Here is a 21,422-nt window from a genome sequence, read left to right as displayed (position 1 = left end):
CGGTGAGTCGGGACCAGGCTTACTGGTCCCGACTCACCGGTCGGTCCGGACGGTCAGGCCGACCCGCGTGTCAGGCGTAGTCCAGCTCGCCGAGCATGCCCTCGCGCAGCTGCGTGATGATGCGCTTGATCAGGCGGGAGACATGCATCTGCGAGCAGCCGAGCAGCTCACCGATCTCCGCCTGGGTCGATTCCTCGACGAACCGCAGATGGATGATCTGCCGGTCCCGGTCGCTGAGTTCGGCTAGCAGCGGGGCAAGTGACTGGAAGTCCTCGACCAGTCGCATCCCGTGCTCCTCGACCCCGATGAAGTCGGCCAGCACCGCCTCGCCGTCGTCGGCACCGTCACCGGTCAACGCGGCGTCGAGGGAGGAGGAGTTGTAACCGTTGGAGGCGATCTGACCCTCGACCACCTCTTCCTCGGACAGGTTCATCAGCGTGGCGAGTTCGGCGACCGTCGGATCGCGGTCCAGCCTGCTCGACAGTTCCTCGCGGGCCTTGGCCAGCTCGACGCGCAGCTCCTGGAGGCGGCGCGGCACGTGCACCGCCCATGTCGTGTCGCGGAAGAACCGCTTGATCTCACCGACGATGTACGGCACCGCGAACGACGTGAACTCCACCTCGCGGGACAGGTCGAACCGGTCGATGGCCTTGATCAGGCCGATCATCCCGACCTGGACGATGTCCTCCATGTCGTCGCCGCGACCCCGGAAACGCCCCGCGGCGAATCGCACGAGCGACATGTTCATCTCAATGAGGGTGTTGCGCGCGTACTGGTGCTCGTGCGTGCCCTCTTCGAGTTCGTTCATGCGCCTGAAGAACTGGCGGGACAGCTCCCGCGCGTCACGAGGAGCCACCTTTCGCGGTTCCAGGATTCCGGGCAGGGCGTCACCCGTCCTGGCTCCGGCGGTGTCCACGACGACCTCTGCCTTCGACCGGATCATGGCGGTGTCCATTACCTGTTACCTCTCCCACGAAAAAATCTGGATGCGAGCTGCGGACGATGGAACGGTTCCTGACTGCGCGTACCCAGTCGGGCTCAGGACATGCAACAAATATTGCTCCCTGCAAGGGACCGGTGGACACGAGGTGCGGAAAGCCCGCAGAACCGCGGGCGCTGACCTGGCAGTAAGGATCGCGGGGCCGGTCGTGGTGACGACGTAGACATCATGGGCTGATTGCGGTCTGCTCTGCTCCAATGATCGGCTTAGGGAGTCCGGTGCGGAGAGCTTCGTGGCCGGCTCAGGAGACCCGGGTCGCCATGATCAGCTCGTGCAGGTAGCGCTTGGTGATCCGGCCGCCGTACCGCGTCTCGATCAGGTCCCGGATACCGGTGAGCAGGCCGTGGCGCGAGGGTGTGTCCAGCGCGCGGTGGTTGGAGTAGGTGAGCAGGACGTCGATGTACTCGTCGACGGAGTACGCGATGTCCTGGGCATGGCGCCGGACGGTGACCCCGTCGAAGTGCTCGGACCGGTCCCACTCCCCGGTGTCCGTCGCCGTGTCGGCCTCGTCGACCTGTCGCAGGTCGGGCGGCGTGGCCGGGTCCCACTGCTCGTAGCACCGCTGCACCCGCTCGAAGAAGTCGACGGTGCCGCCCTTGACGTGGTGTGTGGTGACGATCGCGAGCAGCCCGCCCGGCCGGAGCGCCTGAGCCGTCCTGGGCAGCCGTACCGCCGGGTCGAGCCAGTGGAAGGCGGTCGCGCAGGCGACCAGGTCGAACGGTTCGGGCGGCAGCGGCCAGTGCTCGAAGTCGGCGACCGTCACCTCCGCCAGCGGAAACACCCGCAGGTTGTGCCGGGCCACGGCCGCGAGGGACGGGCCCAGCTCGACGGCCGTGAGCCGGCAGCCCGACGTGGCCAGCGGGACGGTGAGCTGGCCCGTACCCGGGGCGACCTCCAGGACGCGGCTGCCCGGGCCGAGGCCGGCCGCGCGAGCCAGGTCGTCCACGAGGGCCCGGGGATAGCGGGGGCGAGCCCGGTCGTACAGTTCCGCCGCCTCGTCGAATGTGTCACGCAGCATGTTCGCCCCTCGACCTGTCCGTCCCGCTGTGGTGATTCCACCCAGGGCAGAATGCCGACCCCTTCCCTCGGAAGCGACGGCTTTTAGTCTGAGGGGGTGAGCAATCAAGCGCCCAACCAGGCCCGCGTGATCCCGCTGCGTCCCAGGACCACGCCGGCACCGGCTCCCGCCGCCCCGGTGACCCCGGCGGAGCCCGCGCCCAGGGAACCGCTCTTCCGCGACCTGGTCGGCGACGTCCTGCGCCGCGAACGGCTCGCCCAGGAACGCACCCTCAAGGATGTGTCGGACGCCGCCAGGATCTCCATGCCGTACCTGTCCGAGCTGGAGCGGGGCCGCAAGGAAGCCTCCTCGGAGGTCCTCGCGGCAGCCGCCGGGGCCCTCGGCCTGGGCCTGGGAGACTTGCTGTCCCTGGCCCAGAGCGAGCTGACACGGCACACCCGGACCCGTACCCGCGCGCGTACGACGAACTCCGCGCCGTACAACGGGCTCTGCCTGGTTGCCTAGCAGGCCGGGTCCGGGCCTGTCACACGCTGGTGAGGCGTCGGCTCACCACCTCGTCGGCCAGGCCGTACGCCACCGCCTCCGCCGCGGTGAACACCTTGTCGCGGTCCATGTCCGCGCGCAGTGTCGTCACGTCGTGGTGCGTGTGCCGGGAGAGCACCTCCTCGACCTGCGCGCGGATGCGGACCATCTCCCTGGCCTGGACGGCCAGGTCCGAGACCATGCCGCGGTGACCGCTGCTCGCCGGCTGGCCCAGCAGCACCCGCGCGTGTTCGAGGACGAACCGGCGCCCGGGATCACCCCCGGCCAGCAGCACCGCCGCCGTCGAGGCCGCCTGGCCGACGCAGAACGTCGAGATCGGTGCCTGTACGTAGGTCATGGTGTCGTAGATCGCCATGAGCGAAGTGAACGAGCCACCGGGCGAGTTGATGTAGATCGCGATCTCCTGCTCCGGTGACGACGACTCCAGATGCAGGAGTTGCGCGATCACGACGTTGGCCACGCCGTCGTCGATCTCGGTGCCGAGGAAGATGATCCGCTCGGACAGCAGGCGGCTGAACACGTCGTACGACCGCTCACCCTGCGGGGTGCGCTCGACGACGTTCGGAATCGTGTACGTACCCATGTCAGAGCCCCATCCGTCGTCGTGAGGCGGCGGGGCGTACGTCGGCCAGCGAGCCGACCACCTGGTCCACCATGCCGTACTCCTTGGCCTGTTCGGCCGTGAACCAGCGGTCGCGGTCGCCGTCCCGCGAGATGGTCTCCTCGCTCTGGCCGGTGTGCTGGGCGGTGATCCGCTCGACGGTCCGCTTCGTGAACTCCAGGTTCTCCGCCTGGATCTCGATGTCGGAGGTGGTGCCGCCGATACCGGCCGAGGGCTGGTGCATCATGATCCGCGCGTTCGGCAGCGCGTACCGCTTGCCGGGCGTGCCCACGCTGAGCAGGAACTGGCCCATGCTGGCCGCGAATCCCATGGTGAGCGTGGACACGTCGTTCGGGATCAGCTGCATGGTGTCGTAGATGGCGAGGCCCGCCGTCACCGAGCCGCCGGGGCTGTTGATGTACAGGCTGATGTCGGTGCGCGGGTCCTCCGCCGACAGCAGAAGCAGCTGGACGCAGATCCGGTTCGCCGAGACCTCGTCGACCTGCGTACCGAGGAACACGATGCGCTGGGCGAGCAGTTGGGCGGCGAGATGGTCGTCGAACCGGGAGGGCGCGGTGTCGCCCTCCTCGGCCCGGGGCAGCAGCGCCGGCCAGGGACCGGCGGAGGTGAGCAGGGGCATCGGGGCTCCTCGTCGAGTCGTTGAGTCATCGAGCGTGGGTGTTGGGTCGTGGATTTCGTGCGGCGGATGACTCCGCGCTTCCCACTCTCGGTCCGGCTCGACGCCGGCGGCCGGTTTCTCGGCCCGCAGCAGATTCGCTGACGGCAGAGGGCCCGGACTGGTGGGTCGGTCTCGACCACACCGCGCTCGCGGCGGACGTGCCGGCCGAGCATCTGGGGCGGCTCGCCGCCGAACTGACTCGTCGAGCGGCTCGACCACCCCGACGCGAGACCACGCCACCACCTCCTCGCGCCGCCCATCTCCCTGCGCGCCGGCACCGGGCCCGCCCCGGCTCCCGCGGCCAACGGCTGACAGCCCGTCCCGGCACGCCTCGCCGCTCTCGTACGGTGAGTCCTTCGGCGGTGAAGCCGTGCGGCGACTGTCAGACGGTGATGGAGCTGAGGGCCGCCCACAGCAGGGGCGAGTGCTCGATCCGGCCGCCGGCCCGCCAGTGGCCGAGTCGTTCGCGCTGCCAGCGCCCGAGCCGGTCCACGGGGTCGGGGTGGTCGTGAGCGGTGTCGACGGCGATGACCGCTTCGGTCAGCGGGCGTACGGACCCGGGCAGTCCGGCCAGCCGATGGAAGGCGAAGCTGGTCGGCAGCACCCACCGGGTGGCGGTGACGAGTTCGGCACCGTTGTGGATCATCGCTGTCGCGAGGCCGAACGACTCCGCGAAGCGGAGGTCGCCGCCGCTCTCGCACCCGATGAGGGCGACACGCGGCGGCGCGGGCCAGAGCCGGGCCCCCGACTCGCCGTCCGCACGCAGGGGAAGCGTGCCCAGCAGGAGATCCTTGGCCGACAACGGGCGATGGCCGCGCACCGGTTCGGCCAGGCCGGCGGTCTCCGGACCGCAGCAGAGGTGGAGCGTGCCGTCCTCGCTCTGCCCGCCCTCGACCGGCGCGCCGCTCACATGTCCGACATACAGGAGTCTGCGGGCGCCCTTGCGGAGCACTCCGCTCAGCCAGTCCCGGTCCAGGTCCGTGCGGCGGAAGGCCTCCGCCGGGGTCGCGACGGACGGTACGACGGCTCCCGCGTCGAGCCGCCGCTGCACGAAGGACAGCAGCTCCGGGTCCGATCCGGGCGGTCCCAGGACGGAACCGAGCGGAGAGTCGGCCCGGAAACCGGGGATCCGGGGGTCGAGGACGAGAACCACGGGATCGGCGTCGGCGTCCGGCGCCGGGCGTGCGGCGGCGGCCTGGCGTCGCAACGACATCGGTGTGGTGGTCACGACGTCCGCCAGCTCGATGAGCCGTTCGTCGGTGGCGCCGTCGACGGCGAGCAGTTCCCAGGGAACCTGGGCGACCCGGGGCGAGGGCTGGATCCGTACCAGCGGACGGCCCGCACGCTCCGACACCTGCCGAATCTGTGCCGTAAGCCCCTCCGGCCACAGCGCCTCGGCCAGCATCCGCGCGAGCCGGTGCTCGGCCCCTTGCTCCGCCATCGCACCCGAGTCGAACGCGCGTCGCACCCCCGCCGCTCCCTCGCCCGCCGCCGGCAGCGAGGCGGCCAACTCCCTCACCGCCAGGTCGACTTCGTCGGCGCGCCCTTGCCCGGTACCGAACCCCCGGGCGCCGCCGGCCCACGTCCAGGTCATGAACAGGTCGCCGGCGTCGGCCAGCCGGACCTGGACCACCGGACGGCTCGTCAGGTCGTCGGTGAACCAGAACGGGACCTCTTCGTCGGTCACGATCCGCCGGTGATAGCGGAACTCGGCCCCCGCGATGTACTCCTGAAGTGCGACGCGTCCGGCTCCCTGCGCTGCCATCCGTACCTTCGGCGGCGGCGCGACGCGCAGTCCGGCGGCGGCAGCGGCCTCCGCCGCCACCCCGCCGAGGGTCATCGGGCCGTCGGCGTGCGCGTACGTCTTCATGGCCGCACTCGGGAAAACCGACTTGGTGTCTTCGGCTGACGCCGAGCGGTCCGGCGCCGACGGCGGCGTACGGTCCAGGGCCAGCAGGGCGCCCGCACTGCGGTGTTCCACCAGCTCGAACAGCAGCCCCTGATCCTGTCGGCGTACGGCGAGACGGAATACCAACTCCATTGCTTCGTCCGCCAGTTGGAGCCACTGATGGCGTGCGTGGGCGGTGGCGAAGTCGAAGCGTGCCGCAGCGAGGGTCAGGGCGGCGGGAAGCGCGAGGGAGAGCGCGTTGTCGATCGACAGCGTCTCGTGGTCGCCGTGGTCCGTCCGGTTCAGGTTGTCCTCAAGGGCTCTCGCGAGCATGAGGTCGACCTGTGCGCACCGCTCGTACACCTCCCGGGCCTGGTAGGTGTCGCGAGCGCCTTGGGCCAGCCGTTGCATCTCGATGATGTCGCCCTGCTCGTAGGCGAGTTGGGCGCCCAGTAGCATGGTGTCGGCGGCGGCGATCGAGGCGCCGAGTTCCTCGAACCGGGCCAGGCTCGACGCCATCAGGTCGCCCGCGCCGATACTGTCCCCGCGCCGGCCGGCGAGAAAGGCACGGGCCTGTTCGCAGACCGCGAGGTCTCCGAACCGCCGTTGCCCCTCGAAGAACGCGGACGCCTCGGCGAACAGCCTTTCCGCGACGTCGAGTTCGCCCCGGTCCAGCGCGACGTGCGCCCGTTGCGCGAGCAGCGAGTGCTGCTCACCGATGTCCCCCAGGGCCCGGAGGCGCTCCTCCGCGCGGGCGAGGTGGTCCTCGGCCTCGTCGAACCGGCCGGTCGAGGAGCAGATCATGCCGAGGGCGGTCAGCAGGCGCGGCACGGTCTCCAGCTCGGTCGCCTCCAGGGTGGACAGCAGCGCCGTCGCGTGTTCCTCGGCCGCTCCCCACTCGCCGCGCTCCATCAGCAGATGCACCCGGTTCGAGCCGAGTTCGGCGCCGCGCAGGCCCTCGGGATCGTCGAACTCGGGCAGCCTGGCCGCCGCCTCGTCGAGACAGGCCAGTGCCTCGTCCAGACGCCCCGTCCTGCGCCGCAGGTCGGCCCTGGCGAGCAGTGTCTTCAGCAGGACCTCCAGCCACAGCTGACGGCCGCGCGGTCCCATCGGCTCGGATGCGACGCCGTCGAGCAGGACGCGGGACCGCTCGACGGCGTCCTCGGCCCCGGCCAGGTCCGTGGCGGTGAGCCGGACGCTCGCGAGGTTCGACAGCAGGTGCGCCCGCAGAAACCGCACGTCGGGCGAGTCCTCGATGGACTCCGCGACGGTCAGCAACTCCTCGTAGACGGTGCACGCGGCCGTGAGATCGGCCGCCAGCTGATGTTCCTCGGCCAGGGCGAGGCCGCTGTCGAACGGCTCCCCGTACAGCGCCAACACGCCTGCGCTGTCGCCCTGTTCGCCGTGTACGGACTGATCGGCCTCGTCGTTCCGCATGCGTCAGTAGTCCTCGTCGGTGGCAGTGGCGGCGGTCTCGGCGAGGAACGGTGCCGAGCAGCTGCCGTGCGGCGACGCGTCGTACGCCGGTGGCCGGGCCGCGACCGCCAGCCGCCGCCGGGCCAGGGCACGAACGGCGTCACGCTCGGCACGGCCGTCGGATTCGCCCGGTGTGCCGGGGCCCGGGTCGAAGCCGGGCAGCAGGACGCCCACCTCGATACGCGGCGCCGAAACCCCGGCCGGCAGATCAGAGGACAGGTCAGAGTGGCCGGTCCACAGGTCGTCGCGCCTGGTGAGGGGTACCCGGTGCGGGCCACCGCCGTTCACCTGGACCTCCGCGACGAGGGGTATGCCGGTGGTGGGTGCGGCGGGGTCGGCGAGGGCCTCGACCTCGATCCGCCGCAGTGTGCCGAGCGCGCGAGCGGTCCAGGACACCGCGTTCTCGGTGGCGTCGACGAAGCCGGGCGGGTAGCGGCGCCAGTCGTTGACCCCCGAGCCCCGGGCGATCACCCGGCCGCCCGTGACGAGCTGTTCGCCCGCGGCGAGTGCGTAGCCGGCGCGGCGGGCGAACAGGGCGCCGAGGTCAACCGGCGCAGCGCCCGGCCCGCGCCCCTCCAGGGACGAGTGGAGGTGGCGCAGGGCCGGCCCGTCCAGTCCGGCGCTGTCCGCCGCGTCGTCGATCAGCCGCAGCACGCCCTCCAGTTGGCGAGCCGCGTCAGCCGACTGCGGCGTCGCGCGCCACCACTGGATCAGCGGGTCGAGGGCGGCCCGGTGCTCCTCGATCAGTTGGTCCACGCAGTCGTCGGGCTGGTCGCCCTCGTCGTCGAACAGTTGCTGGCAGCGGTGGGTGAGTGCGGCCAACTCCAGTCCCAGCAGGTCGGGTTCGAGCGCGGGTATGCCGTCCGCGTACGAGGTCGGCCACCACCGGGCCGCCCAGTGCCCGAGGCCGAGCCGGGCAGCGGCGCCCGCGAGCGCCGTCACCTCTGCTGTCACCCGCGCGTCGGCGTGCCCCGCCTGCCCCGCCGCGCAGTCGTGGACGGCGGCGGCGACGCGCTCGCCGTACAGCGCCCACACCCACTGCTGGGCCCGCCCCGCGTCATGGACCTCCGCCGACGGCATCCCCGGGTCGCCGAGGACGGGCCAGGTCAGCACGGCGCCCGCCACGTCCAGGACGGCCCGGGTGAAGGCGGGGCCCGCGGCGACGGCATCGCCGTACGCCTCGACGCGGCGGAGGCCGGGCCCGGCGTCGATCCGGATCGTGCCGTCCGCGCCGCGCGCCACCCGGACGTCGACGTGTCCCGGCGCCATCACGCGCTCCTCTGTTCGGCCGCCGGGGCGGCATCCGTCGACAGGGTGCGCAGCGCGGAGCGGACCCGGGCGCGGTGGTCCATCATCACCGAGCGGGCGACCCCGTCGAGGACCGCCCAGGCCGACGCGAGATCTCCCAGGGGTGCGTCGCGGACGTCGCGTCCGTGCAGTCGCACCCACAGACGCCGCATGTAGGCGGCCCACGGGGTACGGAGGTCCTGGGCGAGGGCGTCCAGGACGCCGCCGTCCGGGTCGGGGCGGGGAGAGACGGTCATCCTGCGGGCGTGCAGGACCGACGCCTCACGGCGCCAGCGGGTGTTGACGGCCCGGTGCGCGGCCGTCCGCCCCGGCGGGCCTTCCCCGGTTCCCAGCGGATCGAGGCCGGCGGCGAGCCGGCCGCCGAGGACCACGGCGACGCGCAGGCTCTCGTCGTACAGGCCGAGCGGGGCACAGCTGCGGCCGGTCTCCCTCGCGACGAGTTCCGCCACCGTCGCCAGCTCCCCCCGGTGGGTCGACGACTGCAGCACGCTGAACAGCCGCTCGAAGAGCGTGCGGTCCAGCGGCGCGGCCAGCGTGGCCGTCGAGGCGCCCCGGCCGACCTCCGGACGCGGCGGAATCTTTCGCCCCGTCAGTCCCAGATGCGTCGGCAGACCGTCACGGCCCCAGACGCCGCTCGCGTACGCCCAAAGCGCCCGGCCGAAAAGCTCTCCATGACCTGCCTCGACCATGGAGGTGTACGACGGTGAGGTGCCCGCCGGGCCCGGCGCGCCGCAGGCGTCGAGAAGCTCGGCGGCCCGCGCGAGAGCCGTGGTCGCGGCAGTCGCGTCGGCGGGCGGAGGACGGCTCTCCCAGGCTGCGGCCAGCTCCGCGTCGAGCCGTGAGCGCCGGGCGGCGTCGGCCAGATGGTCCTTGAGCGCGTCCACCGTGCGTCCGCCGGGGGAGTGCGCCACCTCCTCGACCAAGGCCCTGGCGATCGTGTCGGCACCGGCCCTGGGCGTCCCGTGTTCGGTGGCCAGCTCGAAGCAGCGCTGGAAGTAGAGGTCCTGCGGGTTTCCCGCCACGACGCCCAGCGCCCGCCGGGCCTTCTTGAGCAGCGTGAACCACTGTGCCGTCGCCGCCAGCAGCGCGGCGGACTCCCGGATCAGCCCTTCGAGGAGCGTGGCGCCGGCCGGTGCGAGGAAGTCCGCCGCGAGTTCGGGACGCAGCGCCGGCCGGACGATCAGCGGCAGCACGATCAGCTTGACCGTCCGGGTCAGCGGCGCCCCGCCGGGGCCGCTCAGCGGTTCGAGCCCCGGGCCGAGGCCGCGCCAGGCGTTGTCGATGACCAGGACGCGCGGTCGGCGCTCGCCGGTCGGCTGGCTGGAAGGCGGCATGTCAGGAGCGTACGCCGGAGGGAAACACGTGTACGAACCTGGGATCGGTAGGCGTTCCGGGCCGCCTAGCGTCCACATCGTCGGACAGAACGACAGCGCGACCGACACCGTCGGAATCGTGAGAATCGTGAGAAGGGAAGCACGCCATGGGAATCTTCGGGCGCCGCAAGAGCCGTGAGGAGCGGGCCGCCGAGATCGTGGACAAGGTGGCGAGCGGCAAGGGTTTCTACGGCCGGACCACGCGCGCCTTCCTCGGCCAGTCGGACTTCGCCAAGGTCCAGCAGTCGATCGGCGCGTACAACTCGGGCCTGGACGTACAGCAGTTGCTCGCCGCGGGGGCGCCGACGATACCTGCCACGGTCGTGTCCATCGGCGACACCGGCAAGCTGGTCAACTTCGATCCGGTCGTCGACCTGGTCCTCCAACCTCCGGGCGCCGCCGACCGGTTCACCCTCCAGACCATCGTCTCCAAGCTGCGGATACCCCGCCCTGGCGACCAGGTCCTGTTGATCGCCGACCCCGCCCGTCCCGGCGGCTACCTCTACGCAGGGGACGGCGTGACCCCGTGACCCGGAGGGGAAGCGGGTCGAAGAGACCGGGAACCTGAGATGACGGACGGCGCGGACGGCCCCGATCCGACACGGGTGGACAGGATCGGCCCGGTCGGTGCCCTGGTCCTGTACTCCTCCGCCGCAGGGCTGTGCCTGTGCGGACCGGTCATGCCGGCCGGCACCTTCTTCGCCGGTGCCGGCCTTCTGCTCGGGGGCATCCTGTTCACGGTCCTCTGTATTCCTGTGGGCCTCGCACTCGGGAGCTACACCCAGTGCGAGAGGGAGAACAACCGGCGGCTCGACGCCGTCGGGGTCGCGGCGACGGCGGAAGTCACCAGCCTGGCCGACTGGGACGACGGCGAGTCGGCCGGCCTCGCTGTCGGTCTGCGGATCAGCGGACCGGGGGTGCGGGCGTTCGAAACGACCTGGAAGCGCTCGTCGGACCCGGCCCTGCGCGTGGGCCTCCGGTTCACCGCCGTGGTCGACCCGGCCCGCAACCTGTTCCGCCTGGAGTTCTGAGTGAGCGTGAACGAGATGCTGGAGCTGTGGTGGGTGGTGCCCGGGGGCCTGACGGAGAAAAACAGAAAAACCTGGCCGGCCATGTCGAGAACCCGTGCCCGGCTCCGTCCCCGTAGTGAAGGCGGCCACAATGGGTCGCACCAGCACCGAGGAGAACCACGATGGCCAAGTACCTGCTGCTCAAGCACTACCGCGGCGCCCCGACCCCGGCCGGCTTCATCCCCATGGACAAGTGGACGCCGCAGGAGATCTCGGACCACGTGCAGTACATGAACGACTTCGCCGCCAAGCTGGAGAAGACCGGCGAGTTCGTCGACGCCCAGGCACTCGCCCCCGAGGGAACCTTCGTCCAGTACGACGGCGAGGGCCGCCCGCCGGTCACCGACGGCCCGTTCGCCGAGACCAAGGACCTCATCGCCGGCTGGATGGTGATCGACGTAGACAGCTACGAGCGCGCCGTCGAGCTGGCCGGAGAGCTGTCGGCCGCCCCCGGGGCGGGCGGGAAGCCGATCCACGAGTGGCTGGAGCTGCGTCCGTTCCTGGGCGCGCATCCCACCATCACGGAGTGACCCCCGAGATGAACGAGGCACTGCTCAGGAGCCTCACACCGAGCGTCCTCGCCGTCCTCGTCCGCCGCGGAGCCGACTTCGCGGCGGCCGAGGACGCCGTCCAGGACGCGCTGGTCGAGGCGGTCCGCGTCTGGCCGGCCGACCCGCCGCGGGACGCGAAGGGCTGGCTGGTCACCGCGGCGTGGCGCCGGTTCCTCGACGCGACCCGCGCGGACACCGCCCGCCGCCGCCGGGAGGACCATGTCGACGAAGAGCCGGGGCCCGGACCCACCCCCGCGACGGACGACACCCTGCAGCTCTACTTCCTGTGCGCCCACCCGTCACTGACACCCTCGTCGGCGGTCGCGCTCACGCTGCGTGCGGTCGGCGGGCTGACCACCCGCCAGATCGCCCAGGCCTACCTGGTGCCCGAGGCCACCATGGCCCAGCGCATCAGCCGGGCCAAGCGCACCGTCTCCGGCATACGGTTCGACCGGCACGGCGATGTCGCCACCGTCCTGCGCGTCCTCTACCTGGTCTTCAACGAGGGCTACTCGGGCGACGTCGACCTCGCCGCCGAGGCCATCCGGCTCACCCGGCAGCTCGCGGCCCAGGTCGACCATCCCGAGGTGGCGGGGCTTCTCGCCCTCATGCTGCTCCACCACGCCCGGCGTGCCGCCCGTACCGCGCCCGACGGGAGCCTGGTGCCGCTCGCCGAGCAGGAACGCGGCCGATGGGACACCGGGTCGATCGCCGAGGGCGTCGAGATCCTGCAGGCGGCCCTCGCCCGCGACCGGCTGGGCGAGTTCCAGGCCCAGGCCGCCATCGCCGCCCTCCACGCGGACGCCCTCACCGCCGAGGGGACCGACTGGGTGCAGATCGTCGAGTGGTACGACGAACTCGTACGTCTGACCGACAGTCCCGTCGTCTGCCTCAACCGCGCGGTGGCCGTCGGCGAGGCCGACGGAGCGCGCGCCGGCCTGGCGGCGCTCGCGGCGCTGGACGACTCACTGCCCCGTCACACCGCGGTGGCGGCGTACCTCCACGAGCGCGACGGCGACCTGGTGACAGCGGCACGGCTCTACGCCGAGGCGGCCCAGAAGGCGCCCAACCTCGCCGAACGCGACCACCTGACCCGCCAGGCCGCCCGTCTCAACGCCCGTAGGCGCCATTGACCGGCCGCGCAGGCGGCATCGGCAGATCCTGCCGCCTGCCGGCGGACCGCGCGGAATGCCGGGATCTTCCGCCGAGACCTCCGCACGCCGGGCGTGCGGGGTCGGAGCACGGGCATGCCATGCCTCTGTGCGCTCTTCGCCGGCGGCCTCTCCGGCGGGACGATGCCCAGGCACACACGGAGCTGGAAACTGGGGGCGGGAAAATGACTGTAGTGATGTCGATGAGCTGGGCCGGGGTCAGCCCTGAGCAGTACGACACGGTGCGGGACGCGGTCGGCTGGGAGGAGGTCGCCCCGAGCGGCGGTGAAGTGCACGTGGCCTGGTTCGACGCACAGGGGCTGCTGCATGTGATCGACGTCTGGGAGTCGGAGGAGGCCTTCCAGACCTTCTTCGCCCAACGACTGGCCCCGGCGATCGAGAAGGCCGGCATCGAAGGGGCCCCGACCACCGACTTCAGGCCCCTGTACAGGCGCTTCATCGCTCCTGGGGTCACCGGCGCCGCCTGAGAGGTGACAGTCGCCTCCGGGGCGGTGACAGCCGCCCCGGAGGCTCAGGAACCGTGTCCGGGATCCGGACGTACGGCGGACTCGATCCCGGCGCGAGCCGTCTCCGGCCGGGCGGCGAAGGCGATACCGAGAAACAGGGCCATGCCGGCGACATCGGCCCACAGCAGCGGGGCGACGAAGCCGGTGAGCGGCCCGTGCCCGGCCCCGAACACGGCGCTCCCGCCGACGTACGGCGACAGCGGCCAGGTGGCCGAGGCCCACAGGACGAGACGGGCCGCGCTGCCGAAGGCGATGTCCCTGGTCCCAGGGACGTGGCCGGAAGTTCCCCTCGTGCACCGGCCCCCTCCGACCGACCCGGCTCTCTCCCGCCTGTCTCCGACCGGCCGTCGCCGCTGGACGTCCCGCATGAGATCACCGATGCAGGTGACTCCGTGGCCCTGCCGGGTACCCGGCAGCCTCACCCCCTACCGGCGAACGTGGGGACGAGCCCGAAGGAGCCCATGATCATGACGGACGTATCCAGCACCGGCCCAGATCCCGGTGACGGCCGGAAGGTGCTCACCAACCGGCAGGGCCACCCGGTCCACGACAACCAGAACCAGCGCACGGTCGGTGCCCGGGGCCCCGCCACCCTGGAGAACTACCAGTTCCTGGAGAAGATCAGCCACTTCGACCGGGAGCGCATCCCGGAGCGGGTCGTGCACGCCCGCGGTGTCCTGGCGTACGGCCATTTCGAGGCCTACGGCAGCTGGGGCGACGAGCCGATCAGCCGATACACCCGTGCCAAGCTCTTCCAGGAGCGCGGCAGGCGCACCGATCTGGCCGTCCGCTTCTCCACCGTGATCGGGGGCCGTGACTCCTCCGAGGCCGCACGTGACCCCCGGGGTTTCGCGGTGAAGTTCTACACGCAGGACGGCAACTGGGACCTGGTCGGCAACAACCTGGGTGTCTTCTTCATCCGTGACGCGATCAAGTTCCCGGACGTCATCCACGCCCTCAAGCCCGACCCGGTGACCTTCGAGCAACAGCCCCGGCGCATCTTCGACTTCATGTCGCAGACGCCCGAGGCGATGCACATGCTGGTCAACCTGTTCAGCCCGCGCGGCATCCCGGCGGACTACCGCCACATGCAGGGCTTCGGCGTCAACACCTACAAGTGGGTCAACGACGAGGGCCGCACCGTGCTGGTGAAGTACCACTGGATGCCCAAGCAGGGCGTGCGCAGCATGACCGAGGAGGACGCCGCGAACGTCCAGGCCGAGGCGCTCGGCCATGCGACCAAGGACCTCTACGAGGCGGTGGCCCGCGGTGACTTCCCGGAGTGGGAGCTCGTGGTGCAGATGATGGACGACCACGACCACCCGGAGCTGGACTTCGACCCGCTCGACGACACCAAGACGTGGCCGGAGCAGGACTTCCCGCCCCGGCCGGTCGGCCGGATGGTGCTCGACCGCATGCCGGAGAACTTCTTCGCGGAGAACGAGCAGATCTCCTTCGGAACCGGTGTGCTCGTCGACGGTCTGGACTTCTCCGACGACAAGATGCTGATCGGCCGCACCTTCTCCTACAGCGACACCCAGCGCTACCGGGTCGGACCCAACTACCTCCAACTGCCCGTCAACCGGGCCAAGAACGCCGAGGTGCACACCAATCAGCGCGACGGCCTCATGGCGTACCACCAGGACGGCGGAGGCGAGAACCCGAGCGTCAACTACGAGCCGTCGATCACCGGCGGGCTGCGGGAGGCACAGCACCCCACGCACGACGAGCAGGGCCCCGAGATCCACGGCAGGCTGACGCGCAAGCGCATCCCCCGTACCAACGACTACGTGCAGGCCGGCCAGCGCTATCTGCTGATGGAACAGTGGGAGCGCGACGATCTCGTCAAGAACCTCACCGCCGCACTCACGGAGTGCGACCGGTCGGTACAGGAACGCATGGTGTGGCACTTCCTGCTCGCCGAGAACGACCTCGGCCGCCGGATCGGCGAGGGTCTGGGCATCAGCGGGAAGGACGTGGCGGACCTGGAGCCGTCGGCGGGCCAGGACCTGACCGAAGACGACCACAGGCGGCTGGCCACCCTGGGCGAGAATCCGCCGCGTGACGTGGAGGGCCTCACCATGACGCACTGCGTACCCGACGAGCGGCATGTCGTGACCCGGTAGGCCCCGCTGGGCCGGTCGGACACCTGACCGGAGTTGTCCGACACCGCCGGGGTTGCGTGCCGGTGCCTGGGTACTCGCCGCGCAACGACGCCCACCGGGGCGTCCCGAGAGAAGGCCTGGGCTCCCATGACCACGCACGCGCGTACTCCGAGCACTTCCCGATCTCCGGTACAGCAGGCCTCGTTGCTGGTGGGCGTGGTGTTCCTGCTGGTCGGGATCCTCGGATTCGTGCCAGGGATCACCACGGACTACGACACGATGAAGTTCGCCTCGCACGAATCCGGCGCCCATCTGCTCGGCCTCTTCCAGGTCTCCGTCCTGCACAACCTCGTCCACTTGGCCTTCGGCGTGGCGGGTGTGGCCATGGCCCGCACCGCTTCCGGGGCGTGCACCTTCCTGCTGGCCGGCGGTGCCGTCTATCTGGTGCTCTGGATGTACGGCCTGTTCGTCGGCCACGACAGCGCGGCCAACTTCGTGCCGCTGAACAGAGCCGACAACAGGCTGCACTTCGTCCTCGCCCTCGGCATGATCGCGCTGGGCGCGCTGTTCACCCGAGCCCGCACCACAGCTGCCGAAGGGTGACCGTCATGGTTGCCAGGAAGACGGGTCCCCGCTGGGCGCGGTGATCGACAAGAGGCCGAGCCGAGACCCTGCACGCCCCGTCCGCCTCGCCCGATCCGTACGAGATGCGGTCGTGCGCTCATCTGCGAGGATGGCAGGCCGAAGGTCCAAATTTGAGCTTATACGTCGGCGTCCGGGGAACCCGGTGATTGTCACAGCCGTCGCGTCCTCAAGGAGTGACCGTGAGTATGCGCATCGGAGTGGAAGAAGAGTTCCACGTTCTGGAGGTGGAGAGCGGCCTGCTCGTGCCACGTGCCGATCAGGTCCTGCGACGGCTTCCCCAGCCGACCTTCACCCGTGAACTGCACCGGTCCATCGTGGAGTCGAACAGCGGAGTGCACGCGTCACTGCACGACCTGTACACCGACCTCGCCACGACGAGGCGGCGGCTGGACGCGGCCGCCGCCTCGCTGGGTCTCGCCGCGGTGGCCGCGGGCACGGCGCCCCTCGCCCCCGCCTCCACCGGGCAGCCCACCGCCGACGCCCGCTATCACCACATGGTCGAGGAATACCGCCAGGTCGCCGACGAGCAGCTCATCTGCGGCGCCCAGGTACACGTGGACATACCCGACCGTGACACGGCGGTACGGGTGATGTGCGAGGTCTCGCCCTGGCTGCCCGTGCTCCTGGCGCTGTCCGCCAGCTCACCGTTCTGGCAGGGCTCCGACACCGGCTACGCCAGCTGGCGCACGATGCTCTGGCAGCGCTGGCCCACTGCCGGCCCGATCGGCTGCTTCCCGAGCGCGACCGAGTACGACGCATCGGTACGCGACCTGGTCCGGGCCGGGATCATCACCGACGCCGGGATGATCTACTACGACATCCGTCCCTCCGACCATCTGTCGACCCTGGAACTGCGTATCTGCGACGCCTGCCCGCGTGCGGAGACCGTCGTCCTCATCGCCGGACTGTTCCGCGCACTGGTGACCGAGGCCCTCGAACGGCTGGGGCAGGACGACGCGCCGCCCTGCCAGGGCCGGCACGAGTGGCTGCGCGGCGCCGCCTGGCGGGCCGCCCGGTCCGGTCTCGAGGGCACGCTCGTGGACCCCGGGACGCGCAAGGACGCGCCCGCGTCGCAGGTCGTGCGCAAGCTGCTCGCCCGACTGCGCCCCGCGCTCGAGTCCCACAGCGACTGGAGCACCGTCAGGGCGCTCACGGACGAGGTCCTCGCCGAGGGCAGCGCCGCCGAGCGCATCCGGCGTACGGCGAGGGAAGAGGATCTGCTGGCCTGCGTCGACCTGTTGATCGCCGAGACCCGAGGTGAACGCAGAAACCACAGATCGACCTCCCTCGGCCGCGTCGACCTGCCGTACTCCGGCGCGGACGCGGCAGGCCCGCCGTTCGGCTCCGGCGCGCCGGAGGCCATCGGCCGCTGAGGTGGCGGCGAACGTCATGAGGCCGGTCCGGGGGTGTTACCGCCGTCGTCAAGGAGGTAGGCCATGTGCGGCCTGAGTGGGGAGATCCGCTTCGACGGCCGGCGACCCGACCTCGCCGCAGTCGAGCGCATGAGCGACCGGCTTGCCGCCCGTGGCCCCGACGGACAGGGAACGTGGACGCGGGGCGCGGTCGCCCTGGGGCACCGCCGTCTGAAGATCATCGACCTGTCGGAACTCGGAGCACAGCCGATGACCGATGCCCGGAGTCAACTCACCGGTGTCTTCAACGGCTGTGTGTACAACTACCAGGAGCTGCGCGAGGAGCTCCAGCAACTGGGCCACCGCTTCGAGTCGACGTCCGACACCGAGGTGGTGCTGAAGGGCTACCAGCAGTGGGGAACCGCCTGCGTCGAGCGCTTCTACGGCATGTTCGCCTTCGCCCTCGTCGAACACCGCACCGGACGGTTGGTGCTGGGCCGCGACCGGCTCGGGATCAAGCCCCTCTACCTGGCGCGGACGCCGGGCCGGCTGCGGTTCGCCTCCACGCTGCCGGCCCTTCTCGCCGCCGGGGACGTCGACACGTCCCTCGATCCGGTGGCCATCCACCAGTATCTGAGCTGGCACGCCACAGTGGCTGCGCCGCGTACCGTTCTCAACGGCGTCCGCAAGCTCCCGCCGGCCACCGTGCGCGTCGTCGAGCCGGACGGCACCCAGCGCGACCACTGCTACTGGCAGCCGTCCTACACCCGGCGGCCCGAGTACGCCGACATGGCCCCGGCCGAATGGCGCGACGCGGTGCTGGAGGCGCTGCGTACCGGCGTACGCCGTCGGATGGTGTCCGACGTACCGGTGGGTGTCCTGCTCTCCGGCGGACTGGACTCCAGCCTGGTCGTCGCGCTGCTGGCCGACGAGGGCCAGCGCGACCTGCGGACGTTCAGCGTCGGGTTCGAGGCGGAAGGGGGCGAGGCGGGCGACGAGTTCGCGTACTCGGACCGGGTGGCACGGGAGTTCCGCACCGACCACCGCCGGCTGATGATCCCCTCCGGCCGGGTGTCGGCGGCCCTGGACGGGGCCGTCGCGGCGATGAGCGAGCCGATGACCAGCCATGACGCCGTCGCCTTCTATCTGCTGTCCGAGCAGGTGGCGAAGGAGGTGAAGGTCGTGCAGAGCGGCCAGGGCGCGGACGAGGTGTTCGCCGGCTACCACTGGTACCCGGAGCTGGCGGAGGTCACCCGTGAGGAGGAGGCGGACCGGTATGCCGAGACGTACTTCGACCGCCCGCACGCCGACCTCACCCGCATCCTCCAGCCCCACATGCTGCCCGACGACGACGTCTCCGGCCGCTTCGTCAAGGACCACATGGCCGTGCCCGGGGCGGAGACGGCCCTGGACGCCGCCCTCCGGCTGGACACCCACGTCATGCTCGTCGACGACCCCGTCAAGCGCGTCGACAACATGACCATGGCCTGGGGCCTGGAGGCCCGGGTGCCGTTCCTCGACCACGAGCTGGTGGAACTGGCCGCGGCCTGCCCGCCGGAGCTCAAACTGGCCGACGGCGGCAAGGGCGTACTGAAGGAGGCCGGCCGGAAGCTCCTGCCCCGCGAGATCGTCGACCGGCCCAAGGGGTACTTCCCCGTCCCGGCCATCAAGCACATGGCGGGCCCCGTCCTGGACCGGGTGCGTGAGGCGCTCGACGCGCCCGAGGCGAAGAAGCGCGGAGTGTTCCAGGAGTCGTACGTGGCCGAACTCCTGGCGGCGCCCGACGAGCACCGGACCAAGCGCGGAGCCAACGCCCTGTGGCAGGTGGCCCTGCTGGAGACATGGCTGCAGACGCACGGAATCAAATGACCGACGAGCCGGGCACGCGGGCGCCGGAGGCAGCGGCGACCGCCCGGCCGTCGGCCGCCGCCGGCCATAGGGCACCCGGCCTCGCGGCACTGGTTCCCCTGCTGTCGGACGCCCGGCCGGCGGACGCGCACGAGCACGAGCCTGCCTGTGCCGCCGCTCCCGTACCGGTGCCGTTGCCCGGGGCGGGAGGACCGCGGGACGCCGTGACCCGGCTGTACGCGCACGGTTGCTGGTATCCCTCCGCCACCGCCGACGGCACCGAGGCCGCCTTCATCTGCGACCGGGGCGGTGTCCCGCAGTTGTGGGCCGGGCCGGTGGACGGTTCCGAGGTGCGGCTGCTCGACTCCTCGCCGGATCCCGTCAAGGAGGTGTCCTGGTCACCGGACGGCCGCTGGATCGCGTACACCACCGCTCCCGGCGGCGGCGAGCACACACGGGTGCTGTGCGTACGGCCCGACGGCACCGGACGCCGCATCCTTGCCGGAGCCACCCCCGGAAGCTCCGCCTATCTGGGGTGCTGGACGCACGACGGGTCGGCCGTCGCCGTCACCGCGACCGCCCCTGCGTATCTGGATCCCGTCGGTGCCGCGCTCCCACCCGACCGGGCCGACCGGGACGGCCGCGCGACGCTGCTGGGCGGGGCCCGGTACGACTCCGGGCAGCGCACGGCACCGGCGCCGGTCGACCTCAGGGCCCCGGAGGCGCCGGCTGTCCGGCCCGGCGGCGGGCTGTCGGCGTACCTGATCGATCCCGACGGTCTGGCCTCGCCGGTGCTGATCGCCACGGAGACCCATGCCGCCACCCTGCGCGTGTGCGACCTCAGCCGAGACGGAACACTCGCGTTGCTGCGCCGGGGGCCGCGCGGACGGCGCGAGGCGGTCGTACGGCGCACGGTCGACTCGGCGACGACGTGCACGGTGCCGGTCGCCGACGGGGATCCGTGGATCGGCCGGTTCTCCCCGGACGGGCTGACGCTCTGGCTGCGCAGCGACGCCGACCGGGAGTACGCGGCACTGTGCGCGGTCGCTCTCGACGCCGACGGCGAGCCGCGCGAGAGGACGGTCGTGGTCCAGCGCGAGGACCAGGAACTGGAACTGCTGGCGATGGCCCACGACGGTCGCACAGCCGTGCTGGTGTGGAACGCGCAGGGCGCCGGGCAACTCGAACTCGTCGAGACCTCCCCGGCACACCATGCCCCGGACGGCGCGGGACCGGCGAGGCCCGTCTCGCTGCCGCACGAGGTCGTCACGCGGGTGGTCGCGGCCGGACCGGGCCGCATGCTGCTCGCCCTGTCCGGCTCACAACGCCGCCCCGGTGTGTGGTGGGCCCACGAGGGCGTGTCCCTGCTGCGTACCCCGTGGTCCTCCCGCGACGAGGACGCCGTGCTGCCGGGCCGCCCACTCGTGCGCCCCGTTCCCGTGCGCCTCGCGGCACGGGACGGGCTGCCCCTGAGCGGCTGGTACTACAGGTCGCCGGGACGCGCCCCGGGTGAGCCGGCCCCCTGCGTGATCCATCTGCACGGCGGCCCCGAGGAGCAGGAACGCCCCGTCTTCAACCCCCTTTACCACGAGCTGCTGGGCCGCGGGCTGGACGTCTTCGCCCCCGATGTCCGCGGCTCCTCCGGACACGGCAGGTCCTTCGTCGACGCCGACCTGGGCGCCGGCCGCTTCGCCGCCCTGGACGACGTCGCGGACTGCACCGCCCACGCGGTGACGGCCGGCCCCGCCGACCCGACCCGGCTCGCGGTCATGGGGCGCTCGTACGGCGGCTACCTGACGTTCGCCTCCCTCGTGCGGCATCCGGACCTCTTCCGCACCGGGGTCGCCGTCTGCGGGATGTCCGACCTCCTGACCTTCTTCGCCGGTACGGAGCCGTGGATCGCGGAGTCGGCGGTACACAAGTACGGCCATCCGGAGCACGACCGCGCACTGCTGCACGCACTCTCCCCGATGAGCCGCATCGACGCGCTGCGGGTCCCGCTGCTCGCCGTCCATGGTGAACACGACACCAATGTGCCGCCGGGGGAGTCCGAACAGTTCGTACGGGCCGCCCGGGAACGCGGTATCCCCGCCGAACTCCTGACCCTGCGGGACGAGGGCCACGACTTCCTGCGCGCGGACAGTCGGCGGCTTTTCCGCCGGGCCGCCGCCGACTGGCTGGAACGGCACCTCAGCGGCTGACCTGCGGGCCGAGCGCGGCGGCAGCGGTCGTACGCCCCTTGCGCCGGCCCTGGCTCAGTTCGGCGTGTCACCGACCAGGGCCAGGT

The 21,422-nt window shown here is 71.4% G+C and carries 18 protein-coding genes and 2 pseudogenes; 12 read left to right on the top strand and 8 right to left on the bottom strand.

All coding sequences use genetic code 11. The features are described 5' to 3' along the window. Positions 1 to 70 precede the first annotated feature (70 nt). Complete coding sequence (locus G3I71_RS05875) at positions 71 to 955, bottom strand: RNA polymerase sigma factor SigF (RefSeq protein WP_164312830.1); 885 nt, start codon at positions 953 to 955, stop codon at positions 71 to 73. A 286-nt stretch (positions 956 to 1,241) separates the two neighbouring features. Next, positions 1,242 to 2,018 (bottom strand): class I SAM-dependent methyltransferase, encoded by a 777-nt coding sequence (locus G3I71_RS05870; protein ID WP_164312829.1) that lies wholly within the window; start codon positions 2,016 to 2,018, stop codon positions 1,242 to 1,244. Positions 2,019 to 2,114: 96 nt separating this feature from the next. Between G3I71_RS05870 and G3I71_RS05865 the strand changes: the two genes are divergently transcribed. Beyond that, positions 2,115 to 2,522, top strand: a complete 408-nt coding sequence (locus G3I71_RS05865) for a helix-turn-helix transcriptional regulator (protein WP_164312828.1) — start codon at positions 2,115 to 2,117, stop codon at positions 2,520 to 2,522. 19 nt (positions 2,523 to 2,541) lie between these two features. Here the strand turns inward: G3I71_RS05865 and G3I71_RS05860 are convergent, their stop codons facing one another. Together G3I71_RS05860 and G3I71_RS05855 are read right to left on the bottom strand one after the other, a co-directional pair. Then, on the bottom strand, positions 2,542 to 3,144 hold the full coding sequence (locus G3I71_RS05860; protein ID WP_164312827.1) for a ClpP family protease: 603 nt from the start codon (positions 3,142 to 3,144) through the stop codon (positions 2,542 to 2,544). A 1-nt stretch (position 3,145) separates the two neighbouring features. Beyond that, a complete protein-coding gene (locus tag G3I71_RS05855; RefSeq protein WP_164312826.1) occupies positions 3,146 to 3,802 on the bottom strand; it encodes an ATP-dependent Clp protease proteolytic subunit in 657 nt (218 codons plus the stop codon). A gap of 188 nt (positions 3,803 to 3,990) precedes the next feature. On the opposite strand from G3I71_RS05855, the pseudogene G3I71_RS50910 reads away from it, so the two are divergent. After that, a pseudogene (locus G3I71_RS50910) lies at positions 3,991 to 4,153 on the top strand (LacI family transcriptional regulator); the annotation flags it as partial. A 70-nt stretch (positions 4,154 to 4,223) separates the two neighbouring features. On the opposite strand, the gene G3I71_RS05850 reads toward G3I71_RS50910, so the two are convergent. From G3I71_RS05850 to G3I71_RS05840, 3 genes are read right to left on the bottom strand one after another with little or no spacing between them, the layout of a single operon-like run. Continuing rightward, positions 4,224 to 7,166, bottom strand: a complete 2,943-nt coding sequence (locus G3I71_RS05850; RefSeq protein WP_164312825.1) for a hypothetical protein — start codon at positions 7,164 to 7,166, stop codon at positions 4,224 to 4,226. Positions 7,167 to 7,169: 3 nt separating this feature from the next. Further along, positions 7,170 to 8,474 carry a hypothetical protein gene (locus G3I71_RS05845; protein WP_164312824.1) on the bottom strand — a complete coding sequence of 435 codons (1,305 nt, stop codon included), beginning with the start codon at positions 8,472 to 8,474 and terminating at the stop codon, positions 7,170 to 7,172. Beyond that, positions 8,474 to 9,847 carry a hypothetical protein gene (locus tag G3I71_RS05840; RefSeq protein WP_164312823.1) on the bottom strand — a complete coding sequence of 458 codons (1,374 nt, stop codon included), beginning with the start codon at positions 9,845 to 9,847 and terminating at the stop codon, positions 8,474 to 8,476. Before G3I71_RS05840 ends, G3I71_RS05845 begins: the two co-directional genes overlap by 1 nt. 146 nt (positions 9,848 to 9,993) lie before the next feature. On the opposite strand from G3I71_RS05840, the gene G3I71_RS05835 reads away from it, so the two are divergent. The 5 genes from G3I71_RS05835 (at position 9,994) to G3I71_RS05815 (ending at position 13,146) form a co-directional block, all read left to right on the top strand. Continuing rightward, complete coding sequence (locus G3I71_RS05835; RefSeq protein WP_164312822.1) at positions 9,994 to 10,416, top strand: hypothetical protein; 423 nt, start codon at positions 9,994 to 9,996, stop codon at positions 10,414 to 10,416. A gap of 39 nt (positions 10,417 to 10,455) precedes the next feature. After that, positions 10,456 to 10,917: a hypothetical protein gene (locus tag G3I71_RS05830; RefSeq protein ID WP_164312821.1), complete on the top strand. Its 462-nt coding sequence runs from the start codon at positions 10,456 to 10,458 to the stop codon at positions 10,915 to 10,917. A 161-nt stretch (positions 10,918 to 11,078) separates the two neighbouring features. Next, complete coding sequence (locus tag G3I71_RS05825) at positions 11,079 to 11,486, top strand: YciI family protein (RefSeq protein WP_164312820.1); 408 nt, start codon at positions 11,079 to 11,081, stop codon at positions 11,484 to 11,486. A gap of 8 nt (positions 11,487 to 11,494) precedes the next feature. After that, positions 11,495 to 12,640 carry an RNA polymerase sigma factor gene (locus G3I71_RS05820; RefSeq protein ID WP_164312989.1) on the top strand — a complete coding sequence of 382 codons (1,146 nt, stop codon included), beginning with the start codon at positions 11,495 to 11,497 and terminating at the stop codon, positions 12,638 to 12,640. 203 nt (positions 12,641 to 12,843) lie between these two features. Next, positions 12,844 to 13,146: a hypothetical protein gene (locus G3I71_RS05815; RefSeq protein ID WP_239148939.1), complete on the top strand. Its 303-nt coding sequence runs from the start codon at positions 12,844 to 12,846 to the stop codon at positions 13,144 to 13,146. A 44-nt stretch (positions 13,147 to 13,190) separates the two neighbouring features. Here the strand turns inward: G3I71_RS05815 and G3I71_RS05810 are convergent. Beyond that, positions 13,191 to 13,439, bottom strand: a pseudogene (locus G3I71_RS05810) (hypothetical protein); the annotation flags it as partial. A gap of 213 nt (positions 13,440 to 13,652) precedes the next feature. Between G3I71_RS05810 and G3I71_RS05805 the strand changes: the two are divergent. The 5 genes from G3I71_RS05805 to G3I71_RS05785 all read left to right on the top strand — a co-directional run bounded on the left by G3I71_RS05805 (position 13,653) and on the right by G3I71_RS05785 (position 21,336). Beyond that, complete coding sequence (locus G3I71_RS05805; RefSeq protein WP_164312819.1) at positions 13,653 to 15,311, top strand: catalase; 1,659 nt, start codon at positions 13,653 to 13,655, stop codon at positions 15,309 to 15,311. Positions 15,312 to 15,437: 126 nt separating this feature from the next. Next, the gene (locus G3I71_RS05800; RefSeq protein ID WP_164312818.1) at positions 15,438 to 15,893 is read left to right on the top strand and encodes a DUF4383 domain-containing protein; all 456 of its coding nucleotides are present in this window, start codon (positions 15,438 to 15,440) and stop codon (positions 15,891 to 15,893) included. Between the two features lie 227 nt (positions 15,894 to 16,120). Continuing rightward, complete coding sequence (locus G3I71_RS05795) at positions 16,121 to 17,308, top strand: glutamate--cysteine ligase (RefSeq protein ID WP_164312987.1); 1,188 nt, start codon at positions 16,121 to 16,123, stop codon at positions 17,306 to 17,308. Between the two features lie 63 nt (positions 17,309 to 17,371). Beyond that, entirely contained in the window at positions 17,372 to 19,156 is a 1,785-nt protein-coding gene (locus G3I71_RS05790) for an N-acetylglutaminylglutamine amidotransferase (protein ID WP_164312817.1), read from the top strand. Continuing rightward, the gene (locus G3I71_RS05785) at positions 19,153 to 21,336 is read left to right on the top strand and encodes a prolyl oligopeptidase family serine peptidase (protein WP_164312816.1); all 2,184 of its coding nucleotides are present in this window, start codon (positions 19,153 to 19,155) and stop codon (positions 21,334 to 21,336) included. The genes G3I71_RS05790 and G3I71_RS05785 overlap by 4 nt, the downstream gene beginning before the upstream one ends. Positions 21,337 to 21,422 lie beyond the last annotated feature (86 nt).

Origin of the sequence: Streptomyces sp. SID12501 (assembly GCF_010550245.1) — a bacterium.
GTDB lineage: Bacteria > Actinomycetota > Actinomycetes > Streptomycetales > Streptomycetaceae > Streptomyces.
The sequence above is the reverse complement of the archived record's forward strand: the minus strand, read 5'-3'. Positions and strand labels throughout refer to the sequence as shown.

Excerpts from the sequence above, each read along its gene's own strand:
- G3I71_RS05870 (WP_164312829.1), bottom strand. The coding sequence starts at position 2,018 with ATGCTGCGTGACACATTCGACGAGGCGGCGGAACTGTACGACCGGGCT.
- G3I71_RS05835 (WP_164312822.1), top strand. The coding sequence starts at position 9,994 with ATGGGAATCTTCGGGCGCCGCAAGAGCCGTGAGGAGCGGGCCGCCGAG.
- G3I71_RS05790 (WP_164312817.1), top strand. The coding sequence starts at position 17,372 with ATGTGCGGCCTGAGTGGGGAGATCCGCTTCGACGGCCGGCGACCCGAC.
- G3I71_RS05840 (WP_164312823.1), bottom strand. The coding sequence starts at position 9,847 with ATGCCGCCTTCCAGCCAGCCGACCGGCGAGCGCCGACCGCGCGTCCTG.
- G3I71_RS05785 (WP_164312816.1), top strand. The coding sequence starts at position 19,153 with ATGACCGACGAGCCGGGCACGCGGGCGCCGGAGGCAGCGGCGACCGCC.
- G3I71_RS05820 (WP_164312989.1), top strand. The coding sequence starts at position 11,495 with ATGAACGAGGCACTGCTCAGGAGCCTCACACCGAGCGTCCTCGCCGTC.
- G3I71_RS05845 (WP_164312824.1), bottom strand. The coding sequence starts at position 8,474 with ATGGCGCCGGGACACGTCGACGTCCGGGTGGCGCGCGGCGCGGACGGC.
- G3I71_RS05805 (WP_164312819.1), top strand. The coding sequence starts at position 13,653 with ATGACGGACGTATCCAGCACCGGCCCAGATCCCGGTGACGGCCGGAAG.
- G3I71_RS05875 (WP_164312830.1), bottom strand. The coding sequence starts at position 955 with ATGGACACCGCCATGATCCGGTCGAAGGCAGAGGTCGTCGTGGACACC.
- G3I71_RS05860 (WP_164312827.1), bottom strand. The coding sequence starts at position 3,144 with ATGGGTACGTACACGATTCCGAACGTCGTCGAGCGCACCCCGCAGGGT.
- G3I71_RS05850 (WP_164312825.1), bottom strand. The coding sequence starts at position 7,166 with ATGCGGAACGACGAGGCCGATCAGTCCGTACACGGCGAACAGGGCGAC.
- G3I71_RS05815 (WP_239148939.1), top strand. The coding sequence starts at position 12,844 with ATGACTGTAGTGATGTCGATGAGCTGGGCCGGGGTCAGCCCTGAGCAG.
- G3I71_RS05855 (WP_164312826.1), bottom strand. The coding sequence starts at position 3,802 with ATGCCCCTGCTCACCTCCGCCGGTCCCTGGCCGGCGCTGCTGCCCCGG.
- G3I71_RS05830 (WP_164312821.1), top strand. The coding sequence starts at position 10,456 with ATGACGGACGGCGCGGACGGCCCCGATCCGACACGGGTGGACAGGATC.
- G3I71_RS05825 (WP_164312820.1), top strand. The coding sequence starts at position 11,079 with ATGGCCAAGTACCTGCTGCTCAAGCACTACCGCGGCGCCCCGACCCCG.
- G3I71_RS05800 (WP_164312818.1), top strand. The coding sequence starts at position 15,438 with ATGACCACGCACGCGCGTACTCCGAGCACTTCCCGATCTCCGGTACAG.
- G3I71_RS05795 (WP_164312987.1), top strand. The coding sequence starts at position 16,121 with ATGCGCATCGGAGTGGAAGAAGAGTTCCACGTTCTGGAGGTGGAGAGC.